We start from the raw sequence: 24,550 nt of genomic DNA, 5'->3' as shown, positions 1-24,550 counted from the left end.
CTGCGCCCCTCCCGCCACAGAGGGTTGGGTGTATGCCCCATGAATCAGCGCCTTCCGTGATACCCGACGGCCTCCTCCGCTCGAAGGAGGCACCGTGCAAGGGGTGCTGACGGGCTTCGCGGTCATCGCCGTCGTCATCGGGGTCGGTTACGTCATCGGGCGCCGCGGCTATCTCGGGGAGAACGGGCGGGAGGTGCTGACGAAGCTCGCCTTCCACGTGGCCTCCCCCGCGCTGCTGTTCACCACGCTCGCCCGGGCCGACCTGTCGGTGATCTTCTCCAGCCGTCTCCTGGTGACGGCGATGAGCACGGCCGCGGCGGCCGGTGTCTTCGTCGCGATCGGGGTCGTACGCGGCTGGGGCGTGGGCCGGACGACGATCGGCGCGCTCTGCTCCAGTTACGTCAACTCGGGCAACCTCGGTATCCCGATCGCGGTGTACGTGCTGGGGGACGCCTCGCTCGTCGCGCCCGTGCTGCTCTTCCAGCAGATCATGGTCACGCCCATCGCGCTCACCGTCCTCGACCTGTCGGGGAAGGGTGAGAAAGGCCCGCTGTGGCAGCGGCTCATCACACCGCTGCGCAATCCCATCGCGGTCGGCTCCCTCGCCGGGGTCGCGGTGTCGGCGACCGGTCTGACGCTGCCGGGACCGGTCATGGACCCGCTCACGCTGATCGGCAACATGTCGGTGCCCGCGGTGCTGCTGGCGTTCGGCATCTCGCTGTGCGGCAGCACGCCGCCCGGCCGGGGCGCGGACCGGTACCCGGTGCTGCTGTCCGTCGCCCTGAAGTCGGTGGGCCAGCCGCTGGCCGCCTGGGCCCTGGCCGTGGGCCTGTTCGGGCTGCACGGGGCGCCGCTGCTCGACGTCGTGGTCACCTCGGCACTGCCGGCCGCCCAGAACCTCTTCACCTACGCCTCGCGCTACCGGGTCGGCGAGACGCTGGCCCGGGAGTCGATCCTGCTGTCGACGATCCTGTCGGTGCCGGCGCTGGTGGTGATCGCGGCGGTGCTCGGCTGACGGTGGACGAACCGGCGTACGCGAGCGGTCGGCACACCAGAACGGGGCGCCGACCGCTCGGGAACGTCAGTCGACGGGGAACACACTGGTGTCGAGGGTGAGGCCGAAGGGTTCCGGCAGCGTGATCGCGTCGCCGAACTTTCCGGCGTACAGGACGCGGTAGATGTCGCCCTGCGGCTCGCCATAGAGAGTCACGGTGGGGCCACCGGGAGCCCAACTGTCGATAAGGAGGTAGAGCGGGACGCCAGCCTGGGCGTAGCCCGCGGTCTTCTTGATCCGGTCATTGCTCGCGTTCGACTTCGAGGTGATCTCGACGACGAGTTCTGCCGCGGCCGCGGGAATGTAGTTGCCCTCCTCCGCCCGTAGTACTGCTTTTGGCGCCACAGAGATGTCGGGGATGTAGAGGCCGTCGCGGGACGGTACGGCTGTGCCCAGCGTCTGGTAGATACCCCAGTCCTCGGGGATCACCTGGTACAGACGGCGCTGCACGCTGTCCGCAATGTCGTTGTGGGCGTTGGACGGCGGTGGTGCCACGGTGACGATCCCCTCGATGATCTCCACCTTGCAGCCCTCGGGTGCGTCCGTTTCCTCCCAGATCCGGACAAGGCCGTCCCACTCGTGGCCGCTGGCCGTCGTGTGGTCGACGGTGAGTGCGCTCAGTCGGGTAGCCGGGGGGCGTTGCCGCCCCCCGGCCCCCTCAGAACCGGACGTGCGGCTGTTCACCGCATCCGGCTCAAGCGGGCCCCTGGAGTCACGCGGGTCGGTCATCTTGCTTGGCCCTTCTGTGATCGCCGGCGTGGTGCTGGCGATGGCAGTTGGCGTGTACGAGGCGAAGGTTCGTCCGCTCGTCCGGACCGCCGTCGCGCCGGTAGATGAAGTGGTGCTTGTGCAGCGGCTTCATCGATGCCGAGAACCACGCGGCCCACTCGCGGGGGTTGTCCGGTGTGTACTCGGCATCGGGGATCAGCGGCTGTTCGCACAGCGGGCAGATCCCCTTCTGGCGGGATGACCTTCTTTCCTCCTGCGGGTCAGCCACTTGGGTGGAGCGACTTCGTGTCGCACTGGCGGTCTCCAATCGGTGCGTCACCGAGTCCAGCATGCCGAACGGGATCGGCGGACGTCCACCGATCCCGTTCACCCGTACGAGGAAAGCGCAGGTCAGGCGATACGTTCCAGCACGACCGGGGTGGCCTTGAAGTCCGTGCCCGCGGCCGCGATGTCGTAGGAACCCTCGACCGACTCCAGGGCGTACTCGAAGCGCTCGGGGGTGTCGGTGTGGAGGGTCAGCAGGGGCTGGCCCGCGGTGACGGTGTCGCCGGGCTTGGCGTGCAGTTCGACGCCCGCGGCGGCCTGCACCGGGTCCTCCTTGCGGGCGCGGCCCGCGCCCAGGCGCCAGGCGGCGATGCCGATGTCGTAGGCGTCCAGGCGGGTCAGGACGCCGGAGGACGGGGCCGTCACCACGTGCTGCTCGCGGGAAGTGGGCAGCGCGGCGTCCGGGTCACCGCCCTGCGCGGCGATCATGCGGCGCCAGACGTCCATCGCCGAGCCGTCCGCGAGGGCCTTCGCCGGGTCGGCGTCCTTGATGCCCGCCGCGTCCAGCATCTCGCGCGCCAGGGCGATGGTGAGGTCGACGACGTCGGCCGGACCGCCGCCCGCCAGGACCTCCACCGACTCCCGTACTTCGAGCGCGTTGCCCGCCGTCAGGCCCAGCGGGGTCGACATGTCCGTGAGGAGCGCGACCGTCCTCACTCCGTGGTCGGTGCCCAACCCGACCATCGTGGAGGCGAGTTCGCGGGCGTCCTCGATGGTCTTCATGAAGGCGCCGGTGCCGACCTTCACGTCCAGGACCAGCGAGCCCGTGCCCTCCGCGATCTTCTTCGACATGATGGAGGAGGCGATGAGGGGGATCGCCTCCACCGTGCCCGTGACGTCACGGAGCGCGTAGAGCTTCTTGTCCGCCGGGGCCAGGCCGTCGCCCGCGGCGCAGATGACCGCACCGGTCGTGTCGAGGACGTTCAGCATCTCCTCGTTCGACAGCAGGGCGCGCCAGCCGGGGATCGACTCCAGCTTGTCCAGCGTGCCGCCGGTGTGGCCGAGGCCGCGTCCGGACAGCTGCGGGACCGCCGCGCCGCACGCGGCGACCAGCGGCGCCAGCGGAAGGGTGATCTTGTCGCCGACGCCGCCCGTGGAGTGCTTGTCGGCGGTCGGGCGGGAGAGGGAGGAGAACTCCATGCGCTCGCCGGAGGCGATCATCGCGGCGGTCCAGCGGGCGATCTCACGGCGGTTCATGCCGTTGAGCAGGATCGCCATGTTGAGGGCGGCCATCTGGTAGTCGGCGACCTCGCCGCGGGTGTACGCGTCGATGACCCAGTCGATCTGCGCGTCGCTGAGCTCGGCGCGGTCCCGCTTGGTGCGGATGACGGAGACGGCGTCCATGGCCATGGCTTTCCTTCCGAAGACTTCCGAAAATCCGCGGCCCCTCCCGACCGGCCGTTCATCGTCCGGTGGTCGGGAGGGGCCGCGCAGGCGTTACTTGGTGAGATTCTCCGGCCCGAAGGCCTGCGGCAGCATCTCGGAGAGCGGCAGGATTCCGGCCGGGGTCTCCAGGAGCAGATCGGCCCCGCCGAACTCGTACAGCAACTGGCGGCAGCGTCCGCACGGGACGAGGATCTCGCCCTGTCCGTCGACGCAGGTGAAGTGCGTCAGCCGACCGCCCCCGGTGTTCAGCAGCTGGGAGACCAGACCGCACTCGGCGCACAGACCGAGCCCGTACGAAGCGTTCTCGACGTTGCAGCCGGTGACGGTCCGGCCGTCGTCGACGAGGGCCGCGACGCCGACCGGGAAGCCCGAGTAGGGGGCGTACGCCCGGGACATGGCGTCCCGCGCGAGCTCCCGCAGGGCCTCCCAGTCGACGGCCGTGGACCCGGCGCCGACGGACGTCACTTGCCCTGTCCTCTCCGGTACGGCATGCCGTCCGCCTTCGGCATCCGCAGGTGCTGCGCGGACAGCGAGAGCACGAGCAGGGTCACGACATACGGCGTGGCGCTCACGAACTGCTGCGGAACCTCGTCGGTGGCGAGATACCAGACGAACATCAGCGCCGAGACCACGGCCGTGATGACCGCGGGCACGGCTCGCTTCTTCCATGCCAGGTAGGCCACGGCGAACACCAGCAGGATCGCGAGGAGCAGGATCAGCGCGTGCACGTTGGTGCCGCCGCCGCGCAGGTTGAGGCTGTCGGTGTAGCCGAACAGGCCCGCGCCGAGGGCGAGGCCGCCCGGCATCCAGTTGCCGAAGATCATCGCGGCGAGACCGATGTATCCGCGGCCGGCCGTCTGACCGTCCAGGTACACGTTGGACGCGACGATCGACAGGAAGGCACCGCCGAGGCCGGCGAAGCCGCCCGAGATGATCACGGCGATGTACTTGTACTTGTAGACGTTGACGCCGAGGGATTCGGCGGCCACCGGGTTCTCACCGCAGGAGCGCAGGCGCAGGCCGAAGGCCGTGCGCCACAGCACCCACCAGGTGGCGGGGACGAGCGCCACCGCGACGACGGTGAGCGGCGACAGGTCGGTGACCAGTCCGCCGAGCAGACCTGCGATGTCCGAGATCAGGAACCAGTGCTTGCCGTTGAGCGTGGTCAGCCAGCTGGACAGCCCTGGGATGTCGAAGGTGCCGAGCGAGTCGATCGGCGGGGACTGCTTGGAGGAGCCCTGCGGCGCGTTCTCGAAGGTGAACTTGGAGAGGTAGCGAGTGGTGCCGAGCGCCAGGATGTTGATGGCCACACCGGAGACGATGTGGTTGACGTTGAAGGTCACCGTGGCGATGGCGTGCAGGATGCCGCCGAGGCAGCCGCCGATGATGCCGAAGGCGACACCGGTCCACGGACCCCACTGGTAGCCGGCCCAGGCACCGAACCAGGTGCCGAGGATCATCATGCCTTCGAGGCCGATGTTGACGACGCCCGCGCGCTCGGACCACAGGCCGCCGAGGCCCGCGAGGCCGATCGGCACCGCGAGACGCAGCGCCGTGGACATCTGTCCGGTCGAGGTGATGCCGTCCGCGCCGGTGATCAGGCGGACGACCGAGGTCAGGATGAGTACGCCCGCGATGATCAGCAGGAGCACGGGGAGCGAGAATCGGCGGCTGCCCTTGCCGGGCTGCTGCGCCTGCGGCTTGGCGACGGTCGCGGTGCTCATCGGGCAGCCACCTCCTTCGGGGAGTTGTTGTTGGCGGCGGCCGCGGCCAGTTCCTCACCGACCCGCTTCTGCTGTCGGCGCAGGCCCCAGACACGTACGGCCTCGTACGAGATGACGACCGCGAAGACGATCAGGCCCTGCATGATCGTGGCGATCTCCTTCTCGTACGCCACCGGGGTCGCGTAGTCGAGCGCGGGGGACGCCTTGTCGAGGAAGGCCCACAGGAGCGCGGCGAGCGCGATGCCGCCCGGGTTGTTGCGGCCGAGCAGCGCGATGCCGATGGCGGTGAAGCCGAGGCCGGCCGGGAAGCTCAGGCTGTAGGTGTGGGCGTCACCCAGCAGCAGCGGCAGACCGGAGAAGCCCGCAATCGCGCCGGAGATCAGCATCGCGGTGAGCACCATCTTCTTGGCGTTGACGCCGGAGGCCGCGGCAGCGGTCTCGGAGGCGCCGGTGGCGCGCAGGTCGAAGCCGAAGCGGGTGCGGTTGAGGACGAGCCAGTACAGAACGCCCATGAGGACCGCGATGAAGACCATGCCGTAGATCTCGCCGACGTCCGCGCCGAGGTTGATCCCGGGGAACCAGCCGGACTTCTTCATGATGCCGGTCGTGTTGTTGTTGCCGACCTGCACACCCCAGATGTTCTCCGCGGTGAGGTAGCCGATGAGGCTGGTGGCGATCGCGTTGAGCATGATCGTCGCGACGACCTCGCTCACACCGCGGGTGACCTTCAGGACGCCCGCGATACCGGCCCAGAAGGCGCCGGTGAGCATCGCGACGAGCATGAGCACCGGGATCTGCAGGAAGGACGGCAGCGCGAGATGCGCGCCGACCACCGCGGTCATCATCGCGCCGAGGCGGTACTGGCCGTCGACGCCGATGTTGAACAGGTTCATGCGGAAGCCGATGGCCACACCGAGTGCCGCGATGTAGTACAGCGACGCCTGGTTGATGATCAGGACCTGGGTGTCGGAGTACGTCGCCTGCTGGAGCATCAGGGAGTACGGCTCGAACGGGCTCTTGCCCGAGGCGAGCAGCACGACCGAGGTCAGCGCGATCGCCGCGACGAGCGCGATGACCGGGCCGGCCACCGCGAGGAGCACGCGCTCCTTGTCGAACTTCTTCATCGGGCCTCGTCCTCCGGGGCGGCGCTTTCCGCTACGTGCTCCAGGTGTCCGGAGGCGGCGCCGGTCATGGCCGAGCCGAGTTCCTCCGGGGTGACGGTCGCCGGGTCGGCGTCCGCCACGAGCCTGCCGTTGTAGATCACCCGCAGGGTGTCCGACAGGCCGATCAGCTCGTCCAGGTCGGCCGAGATCAGCAGCACGGCCAGGCCCTCGCGGCGCGCCTCGCGGATCTGGTCCCAGATCGCGGCCTGCGCGCCGACATCCACACCGCGGGTGGGGTGGGCGGCGATCAGGAAGCGCGGCTTGTGGCTCATCTCGCGGCCGACGATCAGCTTCTGCTGGTTGCCGCCGGAGAGCGAGGCGGCGGTGACGTCGATGCCGGGGGTGCGGACGTCGTACTCCTCGACGATCCGCTTGGTGTCCTCCTGGGCGCCCTTGATGTCGAGCCAGAAGCCCTTCGCGTTCGGGGCCTCGGTGACATGGCCGAGGATGCGGTTCTCCCAGAGCGGGGCCTCCAGCAGCAGGCCGTGACGGTGGCGGTCCTCGGGGATGTACCCGATGCCCTTCTCACGGCGCTTGCGGGTGGCCCACCCCGTGATCTCCTCGCCGAGGAAGCTGATGGCTCCGGAGTCCGCGTGCTTGAGGCCGATCAGCGCGTCGATGAGCTCGGTCTGGCCGTTGCCCTCGACACCGGCGATGCCCATCACCTCACCCGCGTGGATGGTGAAGGTGACGTCGTCGAGGACGCGCCGCACCGTGGCGGCGGTCTCGGCGGTGTCCTCGGTGAGCAGACCGGCGCCCGTCGGCTCGGCGAGCTCGCCGAGGGAGGGGGCACCGCTGGCGAAGACCGTGAGGCCCGCCACCTGGATGACCGGCTTGTCCGTGACGGTGGACTCGGCGGTCTCCGGGGTCGGCAGCTCGCTGCCGACCATCATCTCGGCGAGCTGGCGGGGGGTCGTCTCGGCGGGGACGGCCGTGCCGACCGTCGTACCGCGCCGGATGACGGTGATCTCGTCGGCGACCGAGAGGACCTCGCCCAGCTTGTGCGAGATGAAGATGACGGCCAGGCCCTCGGACTTGAGCTCGCGCAGGTTGTCGAAGAGTGCGTCCACCTCCTGCGGCACCAGTACGGCGGTGGGCTCGTCCAGGATCAGGGTGCGCGCGCCGCGGTAGAGGACCTTGAGAATCTCCACGCGCTGGCGCTCGGCGACACCGAGGCCCTCGACCAGGACGTCCGGGCGGACGTTCAGCCCGTACCGGTCGGAGATCTCCTTGATCTTCTTACGGGCGCCCCCGCCGATGCCGTACAGCTTCTCGCTGCCCAGGACCACGTTCTCCAGGACGGTGAGGTTGTCGGCGAGCATGAAGTGCTGGTGGACCATGCCGATGCCGCGCGCGATGGCGTCGGCGGGGTTGTGGAAGGTGACCTGCTCACCGTCGACGCTGATCGTGCCCTCGTCCGGCTTCTGCATGCCGTAGAGGATCTTCATCAGCGTCGACTTGCCGGCACCGTTCTCGCCGACGAGGGCGTGGACCGTGCCCTTGCGGACCGTCAGGTGGATGTCATGGTTGGCCACCACACCGGGGAAGCGCTTGGTGATCCCCGCCAGCTCGACCGCGGTCGACTGCGCGGTGAGCGGAGGGCTGCTGGACGCGTCGATGGCGCACTCTCCTTGGAAAAGGGGCCTATCTACGCGCGTAGCGCCCCTGCTTTGAATTGCACTCGGACGGACCGGTGTTCTTTTCGGACTGCTTTCGGTCCGATCCGATCCGAGCATTCTGCCGCGCGAACGGGGCACGGGAAGGTCATCCTCCCCACGCCCCGTTCCGTGGCCGTAACGCTGCCATTACAGCGTTGCCATGGCCATGGTTTCGACGTCTGGTGATGACGTCGTGACCTGGGCCGGGATCAGGACTCGGGTCAGGAGGTCTTGACCGTGATCGAGCCGTCCTTGATACCCGCCTCGGCCTTCTTCAGCGCGGCCTGCAGGTCGGCGTTGTTCTTGAACACCGGGTTCGAGTCGGCGAGGCCGACACCGCCGGTGGCGAGGCTGGCGCGGACGACGCCGGTCGCGGGCTTGCCGTCCGCCACGGACTTCGCGAGGTTGTAGACCGCCCCGGCGACGTCCTTGGTGGCCGAAGTCAGGATGTAGTCCTTGTACTTGGCCAGCGCGTCCTGCTTGTACTGGTCGGAGTCGACGCCGATGGCCCACACCTTGTGCGAGGCGGCGGACTGGATGACGCCCTGACCCGACAGACCCGCGGCGGCGTAGATCACGTCCGCGCCCGCCTCGATCTGACCCTCGGCCGCGTCCTTGCCCTTGTCGGGGCTGGAGAAGCCACCCTCCTGGGGCGTCTGGGTCAGGTACTGCTTCTCGATCTTGATCTTCGGGTTGACCGACTGGGCGCCCTGGACGTACCCGGCCTCGAACTTGTGGATCAGCGGGATGTCCACGCCGCCGACGAAGCCGATGTGGTCCTTCTTGGTGGCCTTCGCCGCCGCGACACCCGCGAGGTAGGAGGCCTGCTCCTCGTGGAAGACCATGTCGGCGACGTTCGCGGCCTTGTCCTGCTCGTCGTCGATGATGCCGAAGGTGATCTTCGGGTACTTCGCCGCGACCTCCTTGACGGCCGGCGCGTACACGAAGCCGACGCCGATCACCGGGTTGTAGCCGGACTTGGCGAGCTGCTCCAGGCGCTGCACCTTGTCGGCGTCGGACTCGCCGTCCTGCGGCTCGATGTCCCGGCCGCCGACCTTGAGGTCTTTCTCGGCCTTCTGGAAACCGGCGAACGCGGCGTCGTTGAAGGACTGGTCACCCTTGCCGCCGATGTCGTACGCAAGGCCTATGCCCTTGGTCTTGGCCGAGCCGCCGCTCGAGGCATCGGTGGACGAGCCGCCACAGGCGGAGAGGGCAACGGCGAGGGATGCGGTCGCAACGCCCGCAACCGCGATTCGGGACACCCGGCGCATGAACGTGACTCCTTTGTGCAGGCGCCCAAACCAGGCGCTGATTCCGCCGCAGCGTAACGCGCGTAGACATAGCAGAGAACCCACGTCGCCAGAGTGTTATCCGACCGTTTTGAACCCTCGGAGAACAAACTCCGAACACCAAGGGCGCACCTAGGGCTTCCACTCGGCAAAGCCACCCGGCCCCCGGACCCGACGTCGACGTATGCGATGCCATGCACCAGACCATGGTACTTTGCGATGTTCTGCCCAGGTTTGATCTTTTCAACCAGTTCCCACCGGGTATCGGCATTGCGCTGTCGGGCACCGCGGTCCGGCGTCGAGGTGTTCACTGACGACCCCGCACGACCGCATGCATGAGGGAGCCCCCGGCCCGTACCTCGGGCCGAGGGCTCCCTCACCGGCGATCAGTCGCGACAGGCACGACTCACTGGGTCGTCTTGACGGTGACCTTGCCGTCGATGATGTCCTGCTTGGCCTTGTCGACCGCAGCGACGACGTCCTTCATGGCCTTGTACTTCGGGTTGGAGTCGGCGAAGCCGACGCCGCCCGACTTCAGGTCGCCGCGCACGACACCGCTCAGCGGCTTGCCGTCGACGACGGACTTGGCCAGGTCGTACACCGCGCCGCCGACGTTCTTCAGGGCCGAGCCGAGGATCCAGTCCTTGTACTTGGCCAGGGAGCTCTGCGCGTACTGGTCGGAGTCGACGCCGATGGCCCACACCTTCTTGGAGGCGGCCTCGGAGATCACGCCCTGACCGGACAGGCCGGCCGCGTGGTAGACCACGTCGGCGCCCTTCTCGATCTGGCCGGCCGCCGCGTCCTTGCCCTTGTCGGGGCTGGCGAAGCCACCCTCCTGGGGCGTCTGCGTCAGGTACTGCGACTCGATCTTGATGCTCGGGTTGACCGACTTCGCGCCCTGGTCGAAGCCCGCCTCGAACTTGTGGATGAGCGGAATGTCCACGCCGCCGATGAAACCGATGTGGTTCTTCTTGGTGGCCTTCGCCGCCGCGACACCCGCGAGGTAGGAGGACTGCTCCTCGTGGAAGACCAGGTCGGCTATGTTCGCGGCCTTGTCCTGCTCGTCGTCGATGATGCCGAAGGTGGTCTTCGGGTACTTCGCCGCGACCTCCTTGACGGCCGGCGCGTACACGAAGCCGACGCCGATCACCGGGTTGTAGCCGGACTTGGCGAGCTGCTCCAGGCGCTGCACCTTGTCGGCGTCGGACTCGCCGTCCTGCGGCTCGATGTCCCGGCCGCCGATCTTGAACTCGGTCTCGGCCTTCTGGAAACCGGCGAACGCGGCGTCGTTGAAGGACTGGTCACCCTTGCCGCCGATGTCGTACGCGAGACCGATGCCCTTCCCGGTGTAGCCCGACGAGCTCTTCTTGGAGTCGCTGCTCGTGTCGGTGCTCGACTTGCCACAACCGACCGCCGCGAGGGCGATGACCGAGACGGCCACCGCTGCTTGGGAGAACCTGGTCCTCCGAGACATCAGACGCACAGCAAGCACCCTTCATCCCCACGGCCGTCGCCGGTCCGCTTCCCCAACACGCCGCCGACGCAGCGATTTCGGCGCACAGTAACGCGCGTAGAAGGGGAGGGGAACGGTGTTTCTCCGGGCCGTTATCGAACCGTGCCGCCACCGGGTTACGTTTGCGCGCCACCCGTTACGACGGGGTGACGCAAGCGGACAAAGGGGTGCCGATCGGGGCATCGGACGGGCCGGCGGCCCGGGTGCCCCTACGTCATTTGTGCGCCGTCTCCGAGTGAGCGTCTCGCGTTCGTGGGACCGCGTCCAGGGCCTGTCCGGCGGATCATGCCGACCAGGCCCTGGAGGACCTGGGGGACCTACAGGCCCTGGAAGACCTAGCGGATCGCGTCCAGCAGGGCCGCCGCGGTGAAGAGCTCGACTCCGGCCGTGATGGCCGACTCGTCCACGTCGAAGTCGCCGCGGTGCAGGTCACGGGTGGTGCGCTCGCCCGGCGTACGGACGCCGAGGCGGGCCATGGCGCCGGGCACGTGCTCCAGGTACCAGGAGAAGTCCTCGCCGCCGAGGCTCTGCTCGGTGTCCTCGACGGAGTGCGGGCCGCGCCGCGAGGTCATGGCGTCGTGGAGGAGATCCGTGACCGCCGGGTCGTTGACGACCGGCGGGACGCCCCGGATGTAGTTGATCTCGGACTTGGCGCGGTACAGGTTGGCGATCTCGTCGATGGCCGCGTGCAGCAGGTCGGGCGCCTGCCGCCAGGCCTCGAGGTCGAGGCAGCGTACGGTCCCGGAGAGCTCGGCGTGCTGCGGGATCACGTTGCAGGCGTGCCCGGACTCGATCCGTCCCCAGGTCACCGCGAGCCCGCTGCGGGCGTCCACGCGCCGGGCGACGAGGGACGGCACGTCGGTGACGACGCGCGCGGCGGCGGTGACGAGGTCGGTGGTGAGGTGGGGGCGCGCGGTGTGGCCTCCGGCGCCGTCGAGTGAGACTTCCAGCCGGTCGCAGGCGGAGGTGATGGGACCGTGGCGCAGTCCGATCCGCCCGGCGTCGACCTTCGGGTCGCAGTGCACGCCGATGATCCGCCCCACGCCGTCCAGCACTCCCGACTCGATGGCGTCGGGCGCGCCCCCGGGCAGGACCTCTTCGGCGGGCTGGAAGATCAGCCGTACGGGATGCGGCAGGAGCCCCTGACGATGCAGCTCGGCGAGGACGAGCCCGGCGCCGAGGACGACGGTCGTGTGCACGTCGTGGCCGCAGGCGTGCGCATGGTCGGGCACGGTCGAGCGGTACGCGCAGTCACTCTTCGTGTCCGGGATGGGCAGCGCGTCGATGTCGGCGCGCAGGGCGAGCATGCCGCGTCCGCCGTCGACCGCGCCGTCCCGTGCGCGGGCTCGTTCCCCGTCCCCTGCGCCCTCCCCTGCACCTTCATCGCCGTCGATCCCGATGTCACAGATGAGCCCGGTCCCGATGTCGAGCACGCGGGGCTTGAGGCCCGCCTGCTCCAGGCGTGCCTTGAGTGCCGCGGTGGTGCGGAACTCCTGGTTGCCGAGCTCAGGGTGCATGTGCATGTCGCGCCGGAACGCGATCAGCTCGGCACGCAGGGCGTCGGACAGGGCGCCGGGGAGCGCTGCTCCCCCGGGGACATCGGCCTCGTACTCTCGGGACATCAATTGGTTCACCCTTTGAAGGGTAGGGCGACGGGGTGGCCAACTGACCCACGATCAACAAAACTTCAGCCCGTCAGGGGAAGAAACTTGGCCACACGCCGCATAGGTTTCAGGTGGGATGGGTATGCTCGCCTGTCTTTCCGGACGATGGGATCTTGAGCCAGACGGTATTCGCGCCCTGCCCGGGCCGCATCCCGGCCGAAGGTCGACTGCTGCGTCCGGGAGGATGACCGACTGCCGCATCCGCGACGACGGCCGACTGCGGTGACGGTCCGTGACCACGGGGCGACTCGGGCCCTTGATGCGGGCCGCCGACCCTCTCTCGATCCGGTCCGCCGGGGCTGCCCGCGGACTCCCATAGGGGAACGCTCGGGGTGTCCGAGCCCATTCCCATGCCCTACGGTCCCACAGACCTGACCAAGATCATGCGCACGGATGCCCGGACACCACTCCCTGTCGACCCGGGCGCGAGGGGCCGCCGGGGTCCGCGTCGGAGGGGCGCGGGGATGCCTTGGGGCGCCTGCTCGGTCGACGACGTCGGGCAGCCGTGCTGCCGACCATGAGGATCTTGATCGCGACGGTGTCTCCGCCGTTTCCTACGTGGCCCTGTATGCGTGGCCCTGTGTACGTGGCCCTGTGTACGTGGCCTTTGTGTGTGGCCTTGCAGACGCCCACGCACGGCCACCGCAGGTTGGTGTTGCCGACGACAGCTCAGCGGGTCAGGCATCAAGATCCCCGCGCATTTCCAGCTCCGCCCAGACGGTCTTGCCGACGGTGAGTTTCTCCACGGCCCAGCGGTTCGCGAGCGTGCGGACGATGAGGAGGCCTCGGCCGAACTGGTCATCCGCGACGGGCGTGCGGGGATACGGAAGCCGCTCGCCCCTCGGGTCGGTCACGGCGACGCGCAGTGCGTTGCCGGTCAGTGACGTCTCGACGCGGAACAGGCGGTCCCGTAAGCACCCATGGAGCAGGGCGTTCGTGCACAACTCGCTTGCCAGCAGCCCCGCGTCGCCGGCGACGTCGGGGTGCCCCCAGTCGACAGCGAGTTGGGCGACGCGTCTGCGGGCGCGGGGGATGTTGCCCGGGTAGGGGGTGTAGTCCACGGAGTCGTAGCGGTCGTTGCCCTTGGGGAAGCGAGGGGGAGGGCAGGAGTTGGTCACGGGGTGCGTCTCCTTGCGCGAGGGAGGTGCCAGATGGGGTGGCTCTGCCGCGCGGTGCCCGTTTGGGAGCACGGTGCGCTTCCGCCGCCTGGCGCCTTTGAGTAATCATCCGAACACCGAAGGTAGCGCTATTCCTGAGGGCCATCAACTATGAGGCCATAAATTTCTACTCGAACTTCCTTGCTCACAGTGCGCCGACGGCACAGACTGTGACCAACTCGGCTGGAGGGAGCGCGAGATGGCAGGCAGAAGCCCTGATCGCGGCGTGTCCGTGTCGACCGTGCTGGCGCGACGACTGGGCGGCGAGCTGTTGCGTATGCGCGAGGCGCACGGGTTGCGTCAGGCGCACGCGGCCGAGGCGCTGTCGGCGTCGGTGGCCAAGGTCGCCAAGATGGAGCGCGGGTTGGTGCCGATCCGCGACCCGGACATCCGTGCGTTGTGCCATCTGTACGGCGAGACCGGCGAGCCGGCGATCGGGAGGCTGCTGACCCTGGCCCGCACGGATCGCGAGAGACGCAAGGCCCACGGCTGGTGGAACCAGTACCCACAGCTTCCCGCCATGGTGGAGTACGTCGCCCTGGAGGACATCGCCACCAGCATCCGAACCTGGCAACTCGCCTTCATCCCCGGCCTGTTGCAGACCCCCGACTATGCGCGGGCGGTGGCCGTCGGAGCCGGTTCGTGGGAGGACCCGAGCGAGATCGAGCCATTCGTTGAGGCGAGGCTTGCCCGTCAGGCGCGACTGCGGTCGGAACGACCCTTAGAACTCTGGGTCGTACTCCACGAGGGGGCGCTGCGCCAACTCGTGGGCGGTCGCGAGGTGATGAGGGAGCAACTGGGGCAACTACTCGACTTCGCGCACATGAATACGGTGAAGGTGCAGGTGGTCCCCTGGCTGGCAGGGGCGAACCCGGGCATGACCGGGTCGTTCAGCGTCGTCTCGTTTGCCGAGCTTGGCGCGCTGGACGTCGTACATATGGACGTACCGTCTTCTACGCTCTGGTTGGAAAGCGAGGAGGATGCCGCCCGGCACGGCCGGATCTTCGACCGCATCGCGCGGATCGGGCTGGCGGAACGCAACGCCCTCGACCTCATCGAAGCCATTCGCAAGGAGATGTAGCCCCGGTGACCGAGTTCGATTTCGCGTTCGTCAAGTCCAGCTACAGCGGCGGCGATGCCGGCCAAGAGTGCGTCGAAGTCGCCCGCAACATACCCGGCACCGTCGCCCTCCGTGACTCAAAGGACGTGGACGGGCCCATGGTCGTGGTCGCCCCGTCTGCCTGGGCGGCGTTCGCGGTGCACGTGGGGCAGCGAACGAGCCGCGCGACTCACTGACCGGCGTCCGGCCCGTAGTCCGCTCGCGGCGCCGCGAGCCGTTCGGCGACGAGGGCTAGCCAGCCACTGGGGCTGTAGGGAGCCGGCGGGTCGACCTCCATGCCCAGTTCGGCGACGGCCAGGGCGTAGTCGGGCTCGTCCAGGTCCAGGGCGAGGAGTTCGCGCAGTTCGCCGACCACGCGGGCGACCAGCTGGGGGTGGGTGCCGGCCGCGTAGTCGTCGACGGCGGCGTCGTGGTCGTCGAACTCGTCCGGCATGTCCTGGGAGAACCAGCCGCCGAGGAGTTGGGCGAGTTCGGGGAAGCGGGCGTGCCATTCCCAGTGGGTGGCGGGGGTGGCCGGGGGCGGGGCCTCGCCGGTCTCGACGCTGTGCTTGATGTGGTCGGCGAGGCAGAACAGCCACTCCTGGATGTCCGACTCGGGAAGCCCGACGTCCGGGATCGCATAGAACTCCCCGAGGCGAAGGCGGAGCCGGCCCGGCGGATTACGGGCGTACTCCCTCAGCTCGGCCTCCGCCGTGGCCAGTGCCCAGGGGCGAGTGTGCCAGGTGTGGCGGAGGTAGGCGGTCAGGGCCTGGCTGGGCTTGTCCGCGGTGTCGTCGGCGGACTGCCCGGCGTAGGCGCGGATCACCTGGTCCAGTTCGCCGTAGCGGCGGTCGTGTTCTAGGGGGCTCAGGGGCACGGTGATCAGCCTCTACTGGTCTCTACGGGCTCTACGGGCTCTACAGATAGACGGGAAACGTGGCCTGGACGACAAAGCCATGGGGGCGCGTCGCGTCGCGCTTGAGCACCACGCGGGCCGCGCGTACGTCCACGGGCTCACGGCCCGCCAGCATCATCGCCTGAATCAGCACCCGGCCGACCGGCTCGGTCCGCGAGGGCCACGACGCCTCGATCGTCAGACGGGGGCGGGTGGCCTGGGCGAGCCAGCGGTGGATGAGCTGCTCGTTGGCGGTGACGACCTGCTGGGTGGCCCATTGGGCGGTCTCGCGGTCGGGGTAGGTGGCGGAACGGGTACGCATGGTGTGCCGATTGTCCCTCGTCGTGAATTTACCTGGGTTCCCACATCGGTGAGTGGAACTCTCTCATGTGCTCGCTGCAGAGGCGGGCGAAGAGGGGGAGGAAGTCGGTGAAGTCGTCGCTACCCGAACCGCCATGAATTCCAGCCCCGCAGAAGAATCTGTCCAGTTGATCCTCCGTGTGGAAAATCGCCAGAGCTTCGTGGCATTCGGCTACAGCGGCCGGAAGATTCCACGGGCATCCGGGGTGTGTCTCGTCGATGTACATGCGGATACCTTCCTCCGTACTCGCGTCCTGCATGTCGTCACTGACGGCCGCACCATCCTGCCCGAAATAAAGGGGCAGGATATTACTCAGACGCGGGAAGCGCATGATCAGTTCTCGAGCGGTTATCGGGGTATTACTGATAGCTTCCCTGTCCAGCGGGGAAGCCCACTGTTCCACATAGTCGGCGATTTCCCGAAAAATGGCAGCCGTACGCTCCTTGGGGTGCCCCGTGGGAAAATTCTTCAAGGCGTGATGCGAGCCATCTGGATGAATTTCAAACAAATCGGCAGCGGTGCGGAGTTGCGCTCCGATCTCGTACCGATTTCTACCGCCATCCATTTCCGAGTTCCAAATTCCACGAACGACTGGAAAGAGCTCCTTCCTCCACTCTGAAGCGTCGTCCGGGATATTATCCTGATAGCGCCCGTATAGCTTGAGAAGGTTTCTTGCTCCTTCGAGGCGAAAATACTCGATCATATCCTGGCTCGTAATTGCCATTCAGGATTCCTGGCTCTTCTTGACCGGCATGGACGTCATGACGGTGAACTTCGGATCAAGCTTGTCATTGTAGATAAGGCGAGTCTCCACCCCTGAGACGTTTTCCGCGTGTGACGAGGGGAACGGATCGGTCTTGATGTGCTCCTTGGCGATACTTCTTCCCGTCGTGCCGTACGGAGTCTCGTCAACGCGGATTTCCATGCGCTCCCCGGGCTTCGGAGGCTTCTCAAGCCACTGCTTGATCGTGTTCGAGTTCTGGTCGATGTTGTACTGCGTCATCTTCTGCGCCGACTCCAGATCCTTGAATGAAGAGGCCGTCGCCACCTTGGGCTGTCCGTACTCCCACTCCGTCCCAGGCCGTGGTGGCTTCTTCAGATCGTCCCGCAGGCGCTGCGCCAACTGATCGTCGTCGAGGCCGACGTGCTTGCTGACGGTGTGGGAGTTCTCCAGCCACTCTGTGGAGGCCAGGTCCACTTTGTAGACCCCGCGGTCCGCATCCCCCGGAGTGGACCACTTGTGCTCGGGCTTGAATTCATTCAAGGACCGCGCGCCGAAGGCTTCCGCGCGTGCCTCTTCCGCCTCGTAGGTGGGAGCACTGCGGCAGGCCTCCATGAGCTCCGGGAGGAGTTTGCGGAGCTGCTCCGCCCCGTCATGGAACGCCTTGTGGCAGGCCTCGACCGCAGCGTCGGCTCCTGACTTGTCCATGTGGGAGCGGAAGACGGCGGTGATCTCCACGACGGTGAGCACGGCCGCCATCTTGGTGAACTCCTCCCAGTCGAAGCCATCCGGGACTAGGTCCCTGACCGTCGCCTTCGTCGCCTCTGTCGCCAGGTGTTCGGTGGTCTTCCGGCACTTGTCGGCGGCGTCCGCCACATCGTGGAACGCCTTCTTCATATCGTCGCCGGTCTTCTTGAGGACCTCGATGATGGGGCGGCGTGCGGAGGGATTCTCCTTGAAGTTGGTACGCCAGTCCCGGCCCCCTGGCTGGCTCGGGGGTACGGCGTTGTTGTCGGTGTCCCGGCGCCCGCCCCACGCCGTGGTACCCCAGATCGACTGGCAGAAGCCGTTCATGGCGCTCTGCCAGTCACTGTTGCTGCCGTCGGTCAGATACTCGATGCATTCGGTGAAGTGATCGGCGGACTTCTGCGCCGACTTCCCCGCGGCTTCCCAGGCGTTTCCGATGTCGCGCAGATCGCCGGTCTCGGCTCCCGGGGTGATCTCGTGGGTCTTGCCGAGCCTCAACCCGTCCTCAACGGCCGGCTTGATCAAACCTGCTAGCAGGTCGGGCACTTCACCGATTCCGGCCCAGAAGGCGGTGTCCGTGCCGTCGCCGGTGCCCGTCCATTTGATAGAGGCCACCGGACCGTACAAGACCTCGCCGACGCCGATCGGGGCGTCCCTGCGAGGGGGCGGCCCCTGTACTCCGCGTGAGTGCCAGTCGGCGGCCGCGTAGTTGTTCGCGGTGTTGGTCAGACCGAGCGAGACGCCCCCGATGCTGCCGACAGCCTTGGCCCACACGTCCAGGAATGCCTCGGCCACCTCGTCGTACGCGTCGGAGAAGTCGTCGGCACCGCTGCCCTTTCCAGCCGCCTGCCGACGGTGCACGTCGTCCACGAGCCCCGTGGCCGCCTTGTGAAAGGTGAACTGTTCGTCACGGATCAACGCGGACGTGTAGTAGACGTGCGTGGTCTTCACGTCGAAACCGCCCCCACTCTTGGGTGCGGGCTGTCTGAGTTGCTCACGTTCCCACGCGCGGCGGGCGTCCGAGGGGCGGCCGTCATGGCCGGTCGGTGGTGGGGGCGGAGGCTTGTAATGGGGGTCCGGGGATGTGCCGGGACTCGGCTCGGGCTCGTGGTCGGTGGGCTCCGGAGCGGGATGGGTGTCACCGGCAGAGGGGCTGGCCGAGGCGCTGGGCTCGGGGGTGGGAGTGGCCATCAGACTGCCCCCCAGCCCCGCAGCACCGCCCGGTGCGCTGCCGCATAGTTGGCGTGGCCCGTCGTGACGTATTCGTGCAGCCACTTCTGTGCGGCCTGGAGGTCCTGGGCGGAGTGGTCCCACTCGTCGAGCTTCTCCACGAAGACCTCACGGGCCTCGCCTTCCCAGGAGAGGACAACAGGGACGGCCCGGTCGTACAGGTCTTCCAGTTTGCCGTTGAGCTTCTTGAGGATGTCCTCCAGTTCGACGGCGAGGTCGTGAAGGGTGGTGAAGGAGACGGCTATGTGGTCGTCGGCGGCATCTCCAGGCTGCATGTTTCCCCCGGTACGTGAAAAGTGCTTCGTGGTCTGTGGGAGGTCAGAGGGCGTCGAGGCCGCTGCTCGGGCGCGCGGCTGGGGTCGCCGACACGGCGTCCGGGTTCGGCGTGGAGAGCCGGTCGACCTCGCTGCCCACGTCCACCCGAATCTGGCGCATCTGCTCGACCACGGCCAGTTCCTGCTCCGTGAAGCCGTCGCGGCTCAGCCGCACGGCCTGCTCCAGATGCTTCATCACATCGCGAATGCGTACGGCGTCCTCGGCTGCGGCCCGGTGGAACTCGCGGTACGCCGTCGCCGCCGGGCCCCGCCAGCCCGCCTCGATGCGGTCGACGATCGAGTCCATGCGCTTGACCTGCTGGTCCAAGTGGTCCTGCATGTCGTCGAGGTCGTCAGCTAGCTTCGTCAGGTCCTCGTGGGAGACTCGCAGATCTCTTGGGCTGCCCTGATGGCCCGTACGGTCTCCCACGCCGACCCCCGTCGCGTCAGTCCGTCAACTCCCGTATTCGCACTGGTGATCCTAACAACGCACGCTCGGCACGGCTGGCTCACAACACCGTCTGTCCCGCCTCCACCCGGTCGATCGCCCTGCGGGTCGCGGCAGTGAAGGTCCAGAAGGACGGGAGGAGGTTGGTGGCGCGGTCGGCGACCGTGTTCTTGCCGGCGGCGAACATCGAGGCACGCAGGGCCGTGGTCATCTCCAGCTGGGCGCCCATGCCGAGGAGGGTGCGGTTGCAGATGTTGTCCGGGGAGATACCGGCGATCTCCTCCTCGCCGGACGCCGTCACCGCGCGGATGCCGACTGCGGTGAACTCCTCCAGCAAGTACTGCCGGAAGGTCGGGTTGAGGCCGCCGATCAGGACCGCCTTGGCGCCGGACTCCAGGCCCGCCTGCTCGGGGCTGCACCCGTGCAGGGACAGCGCGTTCAGGCTGCCCGCGCACAGGGAGCGGGCGATCGTGTCGTCGCAGTGGGTGGAGGTGACGTGCAGCGCCCCGTTTCCGCCGCTCATCAGGCCCTCGAACATCCAGAAGTCGTGCACCGGGCCGACCACCGGGGTGGGTGCGAGGTCGGCGGGGTGGTAACCGGCTATCGCCAGGCAGAGTTCCGAGGTGCCCCCTTCGATGCCGCCGCCGTGCGGGGCGATGACCGTGGAGCGGAGGAAGGGGGCGCGGCCGGTCGTGCTCTGGTCGTCGATCAGGTGGCGTCTGGAGCGGCGGCCCCAGTGGACGCCCTCGGTCCATGTGGGGTCCGCGTAGAGGGCCGTGTTCGAGGCGGGTTCGGCTGCTGCCGCGGGCGGGGCGGTCGTGGTCACCGCGACGCCACTCAGGACGGGGGTGGTCGCGAGCGCGGTCAGGAGGGTACGTCGTCTGATCATCACGGAAGCCGAGGATGTCAGCCGAAGCGGCCCGCCACATAGTCCGCTGTGCGCTGATCCTCAGGGGTGCCGAAGATGTGTTCGGTGGGACCGTGTTCGACGATGCCGCCGGGGGTGCCCTGCTCGGCGAGGAAGAACGCGCACTGCTGGGAGACGCGGGCCGCCTGCTGCATGTTGTGAGTGACGATCACGACGGTCACCTCGCCCGCGAGTTCGTGGATGGTCTCCTCGACCCGGCGGGTGGACGTGGGGTCGAGCGCCGAGCACGGTTCGTCCATCAGCAGCACCTGGGGACGTACGGCCAGGGCGCGGGCGATGCACAGGCGTTGCTGCTGGCCGCCGGAGAGCGCGCCGCCGGGCTGGCGGAGTCGGTCCCGTACCTCCTTCCACAGGCCGGCCCTGGTCAGGCTCTCCTCGACCAGCTCGTCCTTCTCGCGACGGCCGACGCGAGTGCCCGTCAGGCGCAGACCCGCCACCACGTTGTCGTAGATCGACATGGCGGGGAACGGGTTGGGCTTCTGGAAGACCATGCCGATCCTGCGGCGGGCGTCGGTCAGGCGGCGCTCGGGGGCGTAGATGTCCTCGCCGTCGAAGAGCACCTCGCCGCCCATCGCGGCCGTGGGGATCAGCTCGTGCATCCGGTTGAGCGTGCGCAGGAAGGTCGACTTGCCGCAGCCGGAGGGGCCGATCAGGGCGGTGACCTGCCCGGCGGGCATCGTGAGGGAGACCTGTTGCAGCACCTGGTGGCTGCCGAACCAGGCCGAGACGGCGCGGGCTTCGAGAGTCGCGGGAGCGACGGCCCCCATCGCGGCCCCCATCGCGGTCCTGACGGACGCGACGGGCGCGACGGGCGGCAGGACGACGGTGTCGGTCGCCGTCGTATCGAGGGAAGCGGTCGCATCGGTCACGTCGGGCACCTCGTGGTGATCGTGGGTCTCGGGAAGGTTCACAGGGTTCACATCAGGTTCGGCAGCAGTTCGGTGGTGCGGACGGCGACCTGGAGGCCGAGCACCGCGACGACCGGGGCGAACACGATCCACGTCTGGTGCCGGCCCCAGCGGTGCCAGGTCCACACCGCGGCGACGGCGGCGGCCACGAGCGCCTGGAGCCACATGACCAGCGGCCACGGCACGCCGGAGGGGTGCGCGAGGGGCTGTTCGGACTCCGGGAGCGTGCCGGAGCGGATGACGGCCGCCGGGGTCTGGGCGGGGGTGGAGATCAGGTCGGCGTCGACGCGCAGCACTCCGCCGGGCATGAAGTGCGGGCCGGTGGCCGTGACGAGGACCAGGCGGCCCTTGCCGGAGGCCACGGCGGCGGGCGCCGGGTCGCCGGCCCGTCGTACGCCGAGGACCTGGTACTTCGCCTTGCCCTGGCCGGTGGTCACGGTGAACGTGTCGCCCGCGGCGAGCTGGTCGAGACGGCCGAAGGGACCCCCGTAGGCGGCCGCGCGGCCCATCAGCACGCTGGTGCCGGACTGTCCGGGCAGCGGGGTGTCCCGGCGGTGGCCGGGGCCGTCGGTGAGGACGGCGGAGTCGGTGCCCTCCAGGACGACCTGGTGGACGTGGACGGCTGGGATGTCGATGAGGGCGACCGGGGTGCCGGGCGCGAGCAGTCTGCCCTGCTGGTCGGTCTGGGCCACCGGGGCGGTGCCGAGGGCGAGTTGGGTGCGCAGCGCGTCGTACGAGGCGTGCTGCGCGGCTCGTTCCTGAATGCCGCTGACGAGCAGCAGCTGCGCGGTGAGGCCGAGCAGCAGGGCGGCCAGGGTGAGCAGACCGCCCCGGGCGAGGTGCCGGACGGCGGTGACTCCCCGAACTCCCAGCCGCGGCACGGGCGTGGTGAGCGTGGTCTGTACGGCGACCGTCACGGCGACGCGTCTCCTTCCATGGCTTCACTGGTATGGCTTCACTGGTGGGGCCGTCGGGGAGACCGCCGTCGCGGCCTCCCCGACGGGTCGTGCGTCAGGTGGACTTGATGGTGAAGCTCACGCCGTTCTTCGAGTACACCGTCGAGGAGCCCGCGTAGAACACGTGCAGGGTGTGCTTGCCACGGCTCAGCTTGGGCAGGGTGATGGTCACCTTGCCGCCGCTCAGCGTGCCGGTGGCGATCACCCGGGAGCCCTCGTAGACACGGACCGTGCCGGTCGGCGTGGTGCCGGTCGCGGTGACCTTCACGCCGACCTTGGCGCGGCCGGTGTGGCTGATCGACGTGGGCGCGGTGGAGCCGACCGACGGGGTCGCCTTGGTGATCGTCAGCTTGGCGCTCGTGGAGGAGGCGTTGAGCTTGGTGCTGCCGCCGTAGGACACCGACAGGGTGTGCGTGGCGACCTTGAGGTGGTTGGACAGGCCGATGGTGACCTTGCCGGAGCTGTCCAGGGTGCCGGTGCCGAGCGTGGTGGTGCCGTCCTTGACGGTCACCTTGCCGCTCGGGACGACGCCGTGCGAGCCGGTGACGGTGACGGCGACCTTCGGGGTCCTGCCGTACGCGGTCGTGGCGGCGGTGGCCTTCACGGCGCTGGTGTACTTGACGGCGCCGGTCCAGGAGGCCGCGTTGCCGCTGCCGTTGAGGTTGGCGGCGGAGACCGAGGCGGTGTAGGTGCCGAGGGCCAGGCCGGTGAAGCTGTACGTCGTGGTGGTGGCCGGGACGTCCTTGACGGCCACGACAGCGCCGTCCGAACCGGTCAGCGTGACGCGGTAGTCGGTGACCGGGAGCGCGGGGGCGGGGGTGGGGGCGGTCCAGCTCAGCTTGAGGCTCGCGTCGCCGGGCGTGGCCTTCAGGGCGGGTGCAGACGGTGTCGCGGTGTCGACGCCGGACTCCTCCAGGCCGCCGAGCTTGGCGTGCTTGGCGGGGTTGACCGAGCCGTTGTACGACTCGTTCAGGAAGCCGAAGTCGGCGATGACCTTCTCGGCGGTGTCTGAGGCGAGGGCCGCCTCGTGGGTGCCGCTGGTGACGAAGACGTCGTACAGCGCCTTGTCGAAGAAGACGCTGGTGGGGTCGATCGCGCGACTCGGGACGACGTTGTAGACGTCGCGGCCGAAGGTGGCGTTCTCGAAGTAGCCGCTGACCGGGGTGAGCTTGCCGTTCACCGTGGTCACCGGGCTGGTGGCGCCCGTGTCGCCGGGCAGCTGGATGCCGGCCAGGTGCGCGCCGGCGGCGACGGCGGTCGTGCTGTAGTCGGGCGCGATGCCGTTGTTCTGGGCGATCCAGCTGCCCACGGAGAAGGGCACCAGCGCGCCGTCCTGGGTGAGCGCGGCGTTCGCCTGGTTCTCCTGGACGGTCGGGATGTTCGGGGAGACCGTGAGCTCGTTGAGGCCGATCGCCGCGAGGAAGAACTTGCGGGTGCCGGAGTCGGCCTGCGGGATGACCGGGTGCACGACGTGGCCGTTCACCGTGGGCGTCCCGCCGCTGGCGTAGATGTCGTGCAGCTGGTCGACCGTCAGCGTGTCGATACCCGAGCCGCGGACCGCGACGCCGACCGCGTCCCGGGCGAACGGGACGTAGGTGAGGGCGGTACCGGAGACGCTCGGGCCGCCGGAGGAGCGGGCGAAGTCGACCTGGCCCTTGATGACGACGCCGTCGCTGCTGGGGAACTTGTCACCGGTCAGCGACTCGCTGAGGGCGAGCTTGCCCTTGCCGGAGCCGTTGGGGCGCAGGAAGGACGGGCCGCCCGAGCGGGTCTGGATGGTGGTGGTGGCGGAGCCGGAGGGGATCGCGTCGTACGAGGCGATGCCCGCGTCGCCCGCCTTCACGGCGGTGTCGGCGTAGCTCTTGCCGTTGACGGTGTCACCGGCGAGGGCGTTGAGCACGTCCTGGGTGGTGTCGGAACCCACGCCGACAAGCTGGCGGAAGGTCCCGGCGGGGGTGGGGTCGGCGGACGCCGGGCTCGCGAGAGCCAGCGTGCCGGACACCGCTGCGGCGGCGACCATGGCTGCCGTGAGGCGCATTCTGCGCATCGAGGGTCTCCTGAGATTGTGCGTCGGTGCTGCGTCGGGTGGACCTGGCGGATCTGGTGGAACTGGTGGAACTGGTGGATCTGGTGGATCTGGCAGGGTGGGGGGTCGAGCCCTGGCCCCCCCCCCCGGATAGTGGGGGGCGGGCGGGGCAGGGGGGGGCCCCCCCCCCGGGGGCCGGGGGCGGCGTCGGGGTGGGTGTGGGCCACGCGGGGTGATCACCAAAGGGAGAGCCACC

General features: G+C 68.6%; 23 protein-coding genes and 1 pseudogene. 3 read left to right on the top strand and 21 right to left on the bottom strand.

Going from position 1 to position 24,550, the window contains the following annotated elements:
- The first annotated feature begins 94 nt into the window (after positions 1–94).
- Positions 95–1,015: an AEC family transporter gene (locus ACFVWD_RS41275; RefSeq protein WP_389603088.1), complete on the top strand. Its 921-nt coding sequence runs from the start codon at positions 95–97 to the stop codon at positions 1,013–1,015.
- 66 nt (positions 1,016–1,081) lie between these two features.
- On the opposite strand, the gene ACFVWD_RS41270 is transcribed toward ACFVWD_RS41275, so the two are convergent.
- The 11 genes from ACFVWD_RS41270 to ACFVWD_RS41220 all read right to left on the bottom strand — a co-directional run bounded on the left by ACFVWD_RS41270 (position 1,082) and on the right by ACFVWD_RS41220 (position 13,622).
- Positions 1,082–1,675 carry a Uma2 family endonuclease gene (locus ACFVWD_RS41270; protein ID WP_389603112.1) on the bottom strand — a complete coding sequence of 198 codons (594 nt, stop codon included), beginning with the start codon at positions 1,673–1,675 and terminating at the stop codon, positions 1,082–1,084.
- 91 nt (positions 1,676–1,766) lie between these two features.
- The gene (locus tag ACFVWD_RS41265; protein WP_389603087.1) at positions 1,767–2,153 is read right to left on the bottom strand and encodes an HNH endonuclease signature motif containing protein; all 387 of its coding nucleotides are present in this window, start codon (positions 2,151–2,153) and stop codon (positions 1,767–1,769) included.
- 20 nt (positions 2,154–2,173) lie between these two features.
- The gene (locus ACFVWD_RS41260; RefSeq protein ID WP_101400290.1) at positions 2,174–3,457 is read right to left on the bottom strand and encodes a thymidine phosphorylase; all 1,284 of its coding nucleotides are present in this window, start codon (positions 3,455–3,457) and stop codon (positions 2,174–2,176) included.
- 87 nt (positions 3,458–3,544) lie between these two features.
- Positions 3,545–3,958: a cytidine deaminase gene (locus ACFVWD_RS41255; protein WP_101400289.1), complete on the bottom strand. Its 414-nt coding sequence runs from the start codon at positions 3,956–3,958 to the stop codon at positions 3,545–3,547.
- Complete coding sequence (locus ACFVWD_RS41250) at positions 3,955–5,217, bottom strand: ABC transporter permease (protein WP_389603086.1); 1,263 nt, start codon at positions 5,215–5,217, stop codon at positions 3,955–3,957. The genes ACFVWD_RS41255 and ACFVWD_RS41250 overlap by 4 nt, the downstream gene beginning before the upstream one ends.
- Positions 5,214–6,341: an ABC transporter permease gene (locus ACFVWD_RS41245; RefSeq protein ID WP_385385885.1), complete on the bottom strand. Its 1,128-nt coding sequence runs from the start codon at positions 6,339–6,341 to the stop codon at positions 5,214–5,216. Before ACFVWD_RS41245 ends, ACFVWD_RS41250 begins: the two co-directional genes overlap by 4 nt.
- The gene (locus ACFVWD_RS41240; RefSeq protein WP_389603111.1) at positions 6,338–8,116 is read right to left on the bottom strand and encodes an ABC transporter ATP-binding protein; all 1,779 of its coding nucleotides are present in this window, start codon (positions 8,114–8,116) and stop codon (positions 6,338–6,340) included. The genes ACFVWD_RS41245 and ACFVWD_RS41240 overlap by 4 nt, the downstream gene beginning before the upstream one ends.
- A gap of 143 nt (positions 8,117–8,259) precedes the next feature.
- On the bottom strand, positions 8,260–9,309 hold the full coding sequence (locus ACFVWD_RS41235) for a BMP family protein (RefSeq protein WP_389603085.1): 1,050 nt from the start codon (positions 9,307–9,309) through the stop codon (positions 8,260–8,262).
- Positions 9,310–9,733: 424 nt separating this feature from the next.
- Positions 9,734–10,801, bottom strand: coding sequence for a BMP family protein (locus ACFVWD_RS41230; RefSeq protein ID WP_389603084.1), 1,068 nt, complete (start codon positions 10,799–10,801; stop codon positions 9,734–9,736).
- 374 nt (positions 10,802–11,175) lie between these two features.
- Entirely contained in the window at positions 11,176–12,462 is a 1,287-nt protein-coding gene (locus ACFVWD_RS41225; protein WP_389603083.1) for an amidohydrolase, read from the bottom strand.
- A 719-nt stretch (positions 12,463–13,181) separates the two neighbouring features.
- Positions 13,182–13,622 carry an ATP-binding protein gene (locus tag ACFVWD_RS41220; protein ID WP_389603082.1) on the bottom strand — a complete coding sequence of 147 codons (441 nt, stop codon included), beginning with the start codon at positions 13,620–13,622 and terminating at the stop codon, positions 13,182–13,184.
- A gap of 238 nt (positions 13,623–13,860) precedes the next feature.
- On the opposite strand from ACFVWD_RS41220, the gene ACFVWD_RS41215 reads away from it, so the two are divergent.
- Positions 13,861–14,742, top strand: a complete 882-nt coding sequence (locus tag ACFVWD_RS41215) for a helix-turn-helix domain-containing protein (RefSeq protein WP_389603081.1) — start codon at positions 13,861–13,863, stop codon at positions 14,740–14,742.
- 5 nt (positions 14,743–14,747) lie between these two features.
- A complete protein-coding gene (locus ACFVWD_RS41210) occupies positions 14,748–14,957 on the top strand; it encodes a DUF397 domain-containing protein (protein ID WP_389603080.1) in 210 nt (69 codons plus the stop codon).
- Here ACFVWD_RS41210 and ACFVWD_RS41205 read toward each other — a convergent pair.
- The 10 genes and pseudogenes from ACFVWD_RS41205 to ACFVWD_RS41160 all read right to left on the bottom strand — a co-directional run bounded on the left by ACFVWD_RS41205 (position 14,951) and on the right by ACFVWD_RS41160 (position 24,315).
- Positions 14,951–15,637 carry a contact-dependent growth inhibition system immunity protein gene (locus ACFVWD_RS41205; RefSeq protein ID WP_389603079.1) on the bottom strand — a complete coding sequence of 229 codons (687 nt, stop codon included), beginning with the start codon at positions 15,635–15,637 and terminating at the stop codon, positions 14,951–14,953. The two genes, ACFVWD_RS41210 and ACFVWD_RS41205, sit on opposite strands and share 7 nt — an antisense overlap.
- Before the next feature lie 40 nt (positions 15,638–15,677).
- Positions 15,678–15,983: pseudogene (locus ACFVWD_RS41200) on the bottom strand (RNase A-like domain-containing protein); the annotation flags it as partial.
- Positions 15,984–16,005: 22 nt separating this feature from the next.
- Complete coding sequence (locus ACFVWD_RS41195) at positions 16,006–16,740, bottom strand: hypothetical protein (RefSeq protein ID WP_389603078.1); 735 nt, start codon at positions 16,738–16,740, stop codon at positions 16,006–16,008.
- Positions 16,741–18,675 (bottom strand): RNase A-like domain-containing protein, encoded by a 1,935-nt coding sequence (locus tag ACFVWD_RS41190; protein WP_389603077.1) that lies wholly within the window; start codon positions 18,673–18,675, stop codon positions 16,741–16,743. It lies immediately after the preceding gene.
- Complete coding sequence (locus ACFVWD_RS41185; protein WP_389603076.1) at positions 18,675–18,989, bottom strand: WXG100 family type VII secretion target; 315 nt, start codon at positions 18,987–18,989, stop codon at positions 18,675–18,677. Before ACFVWD_RS41185 ends, ACFVWD_RS41190 begins: the two co-directional genes overlap by 1 nt.
- Before the next feature lie 43 nt (positions 18,990–19,032).
- Complete coding sequence (locus ACFVWD_RS41180; RefSeq protein WP_389603075.1) at positions 19,033–19,458, bottom strand: WXG100 family type VII secretion target; 426 nt, start codon at positions 19,456–19,458, stop codon at positions 19,033–19,035.
- Between the two features lie 79 nt (positions 19,459–19,537).
- Positions 19,538–20,365, bottom strand: a complete 828-nt coding sequence (locus tag ACFVWD_RS41175; RefSeq protein ID WP_389603074.1) for a poly-gamma-glutamate hydrolase family protein — start codon at positions 20,363–20,365, stop codon at positions 19,538–19,540.
- A gap of 17 nt (positions 20,366–20,382) precedes the next feature.
- Positions 20,383–21,171 carry a phosphate ABC transporter ATP-binding protein PstB gene (gene pstB / locus ACFVWD_RS41170; RefSeq protein WP_389603110.1) on the bottom strand — a complete coding sequence of 263 codons (789 nt, stop codon included), beginning with the start codon at positions 21,169–21,171 and terminating at the stop codon, positions 20,383–20,385.
- 149 nt (positions 21,172–21,320) lie between these two features.
- On the bottom strand, positions 21,321–22,229 hold the full coding sequence (locus ACFVWD_RS41165; RefSeq protein ID WP_382125346.1) for a sortase: 909 nt from the start codon (positions 22,227–22,229) through the stop codon (positions 21,321–21,323).
- 94 nt (positions 22,230–22,323) lie between these two features.
- A complete protein-coding gene (locus ACFVWD_RS41160) occupies positions 22,324–24,315 on the bottom strand; it encodes an Ig-like domain repeat protein (RefSeq protein ID WP_389603073.1) in 1,992 nt (663 codons plus the stop codon).
- Positions 24,316–24,550 lie beyond the last annotated feature (235 nt).

This window comes from Streptomyces sp. NPDC058086, assembly GCF_042885015.1.
Classification (GTDB): domain Bacteria; phylum Actinomycetota; class Actinomycetes; order Streptomycetales; family Streptomycetaceae; genus Streptomyces.
This window is presented reverse-complemented; position numbering and strand designations above follow the sequence as displayed.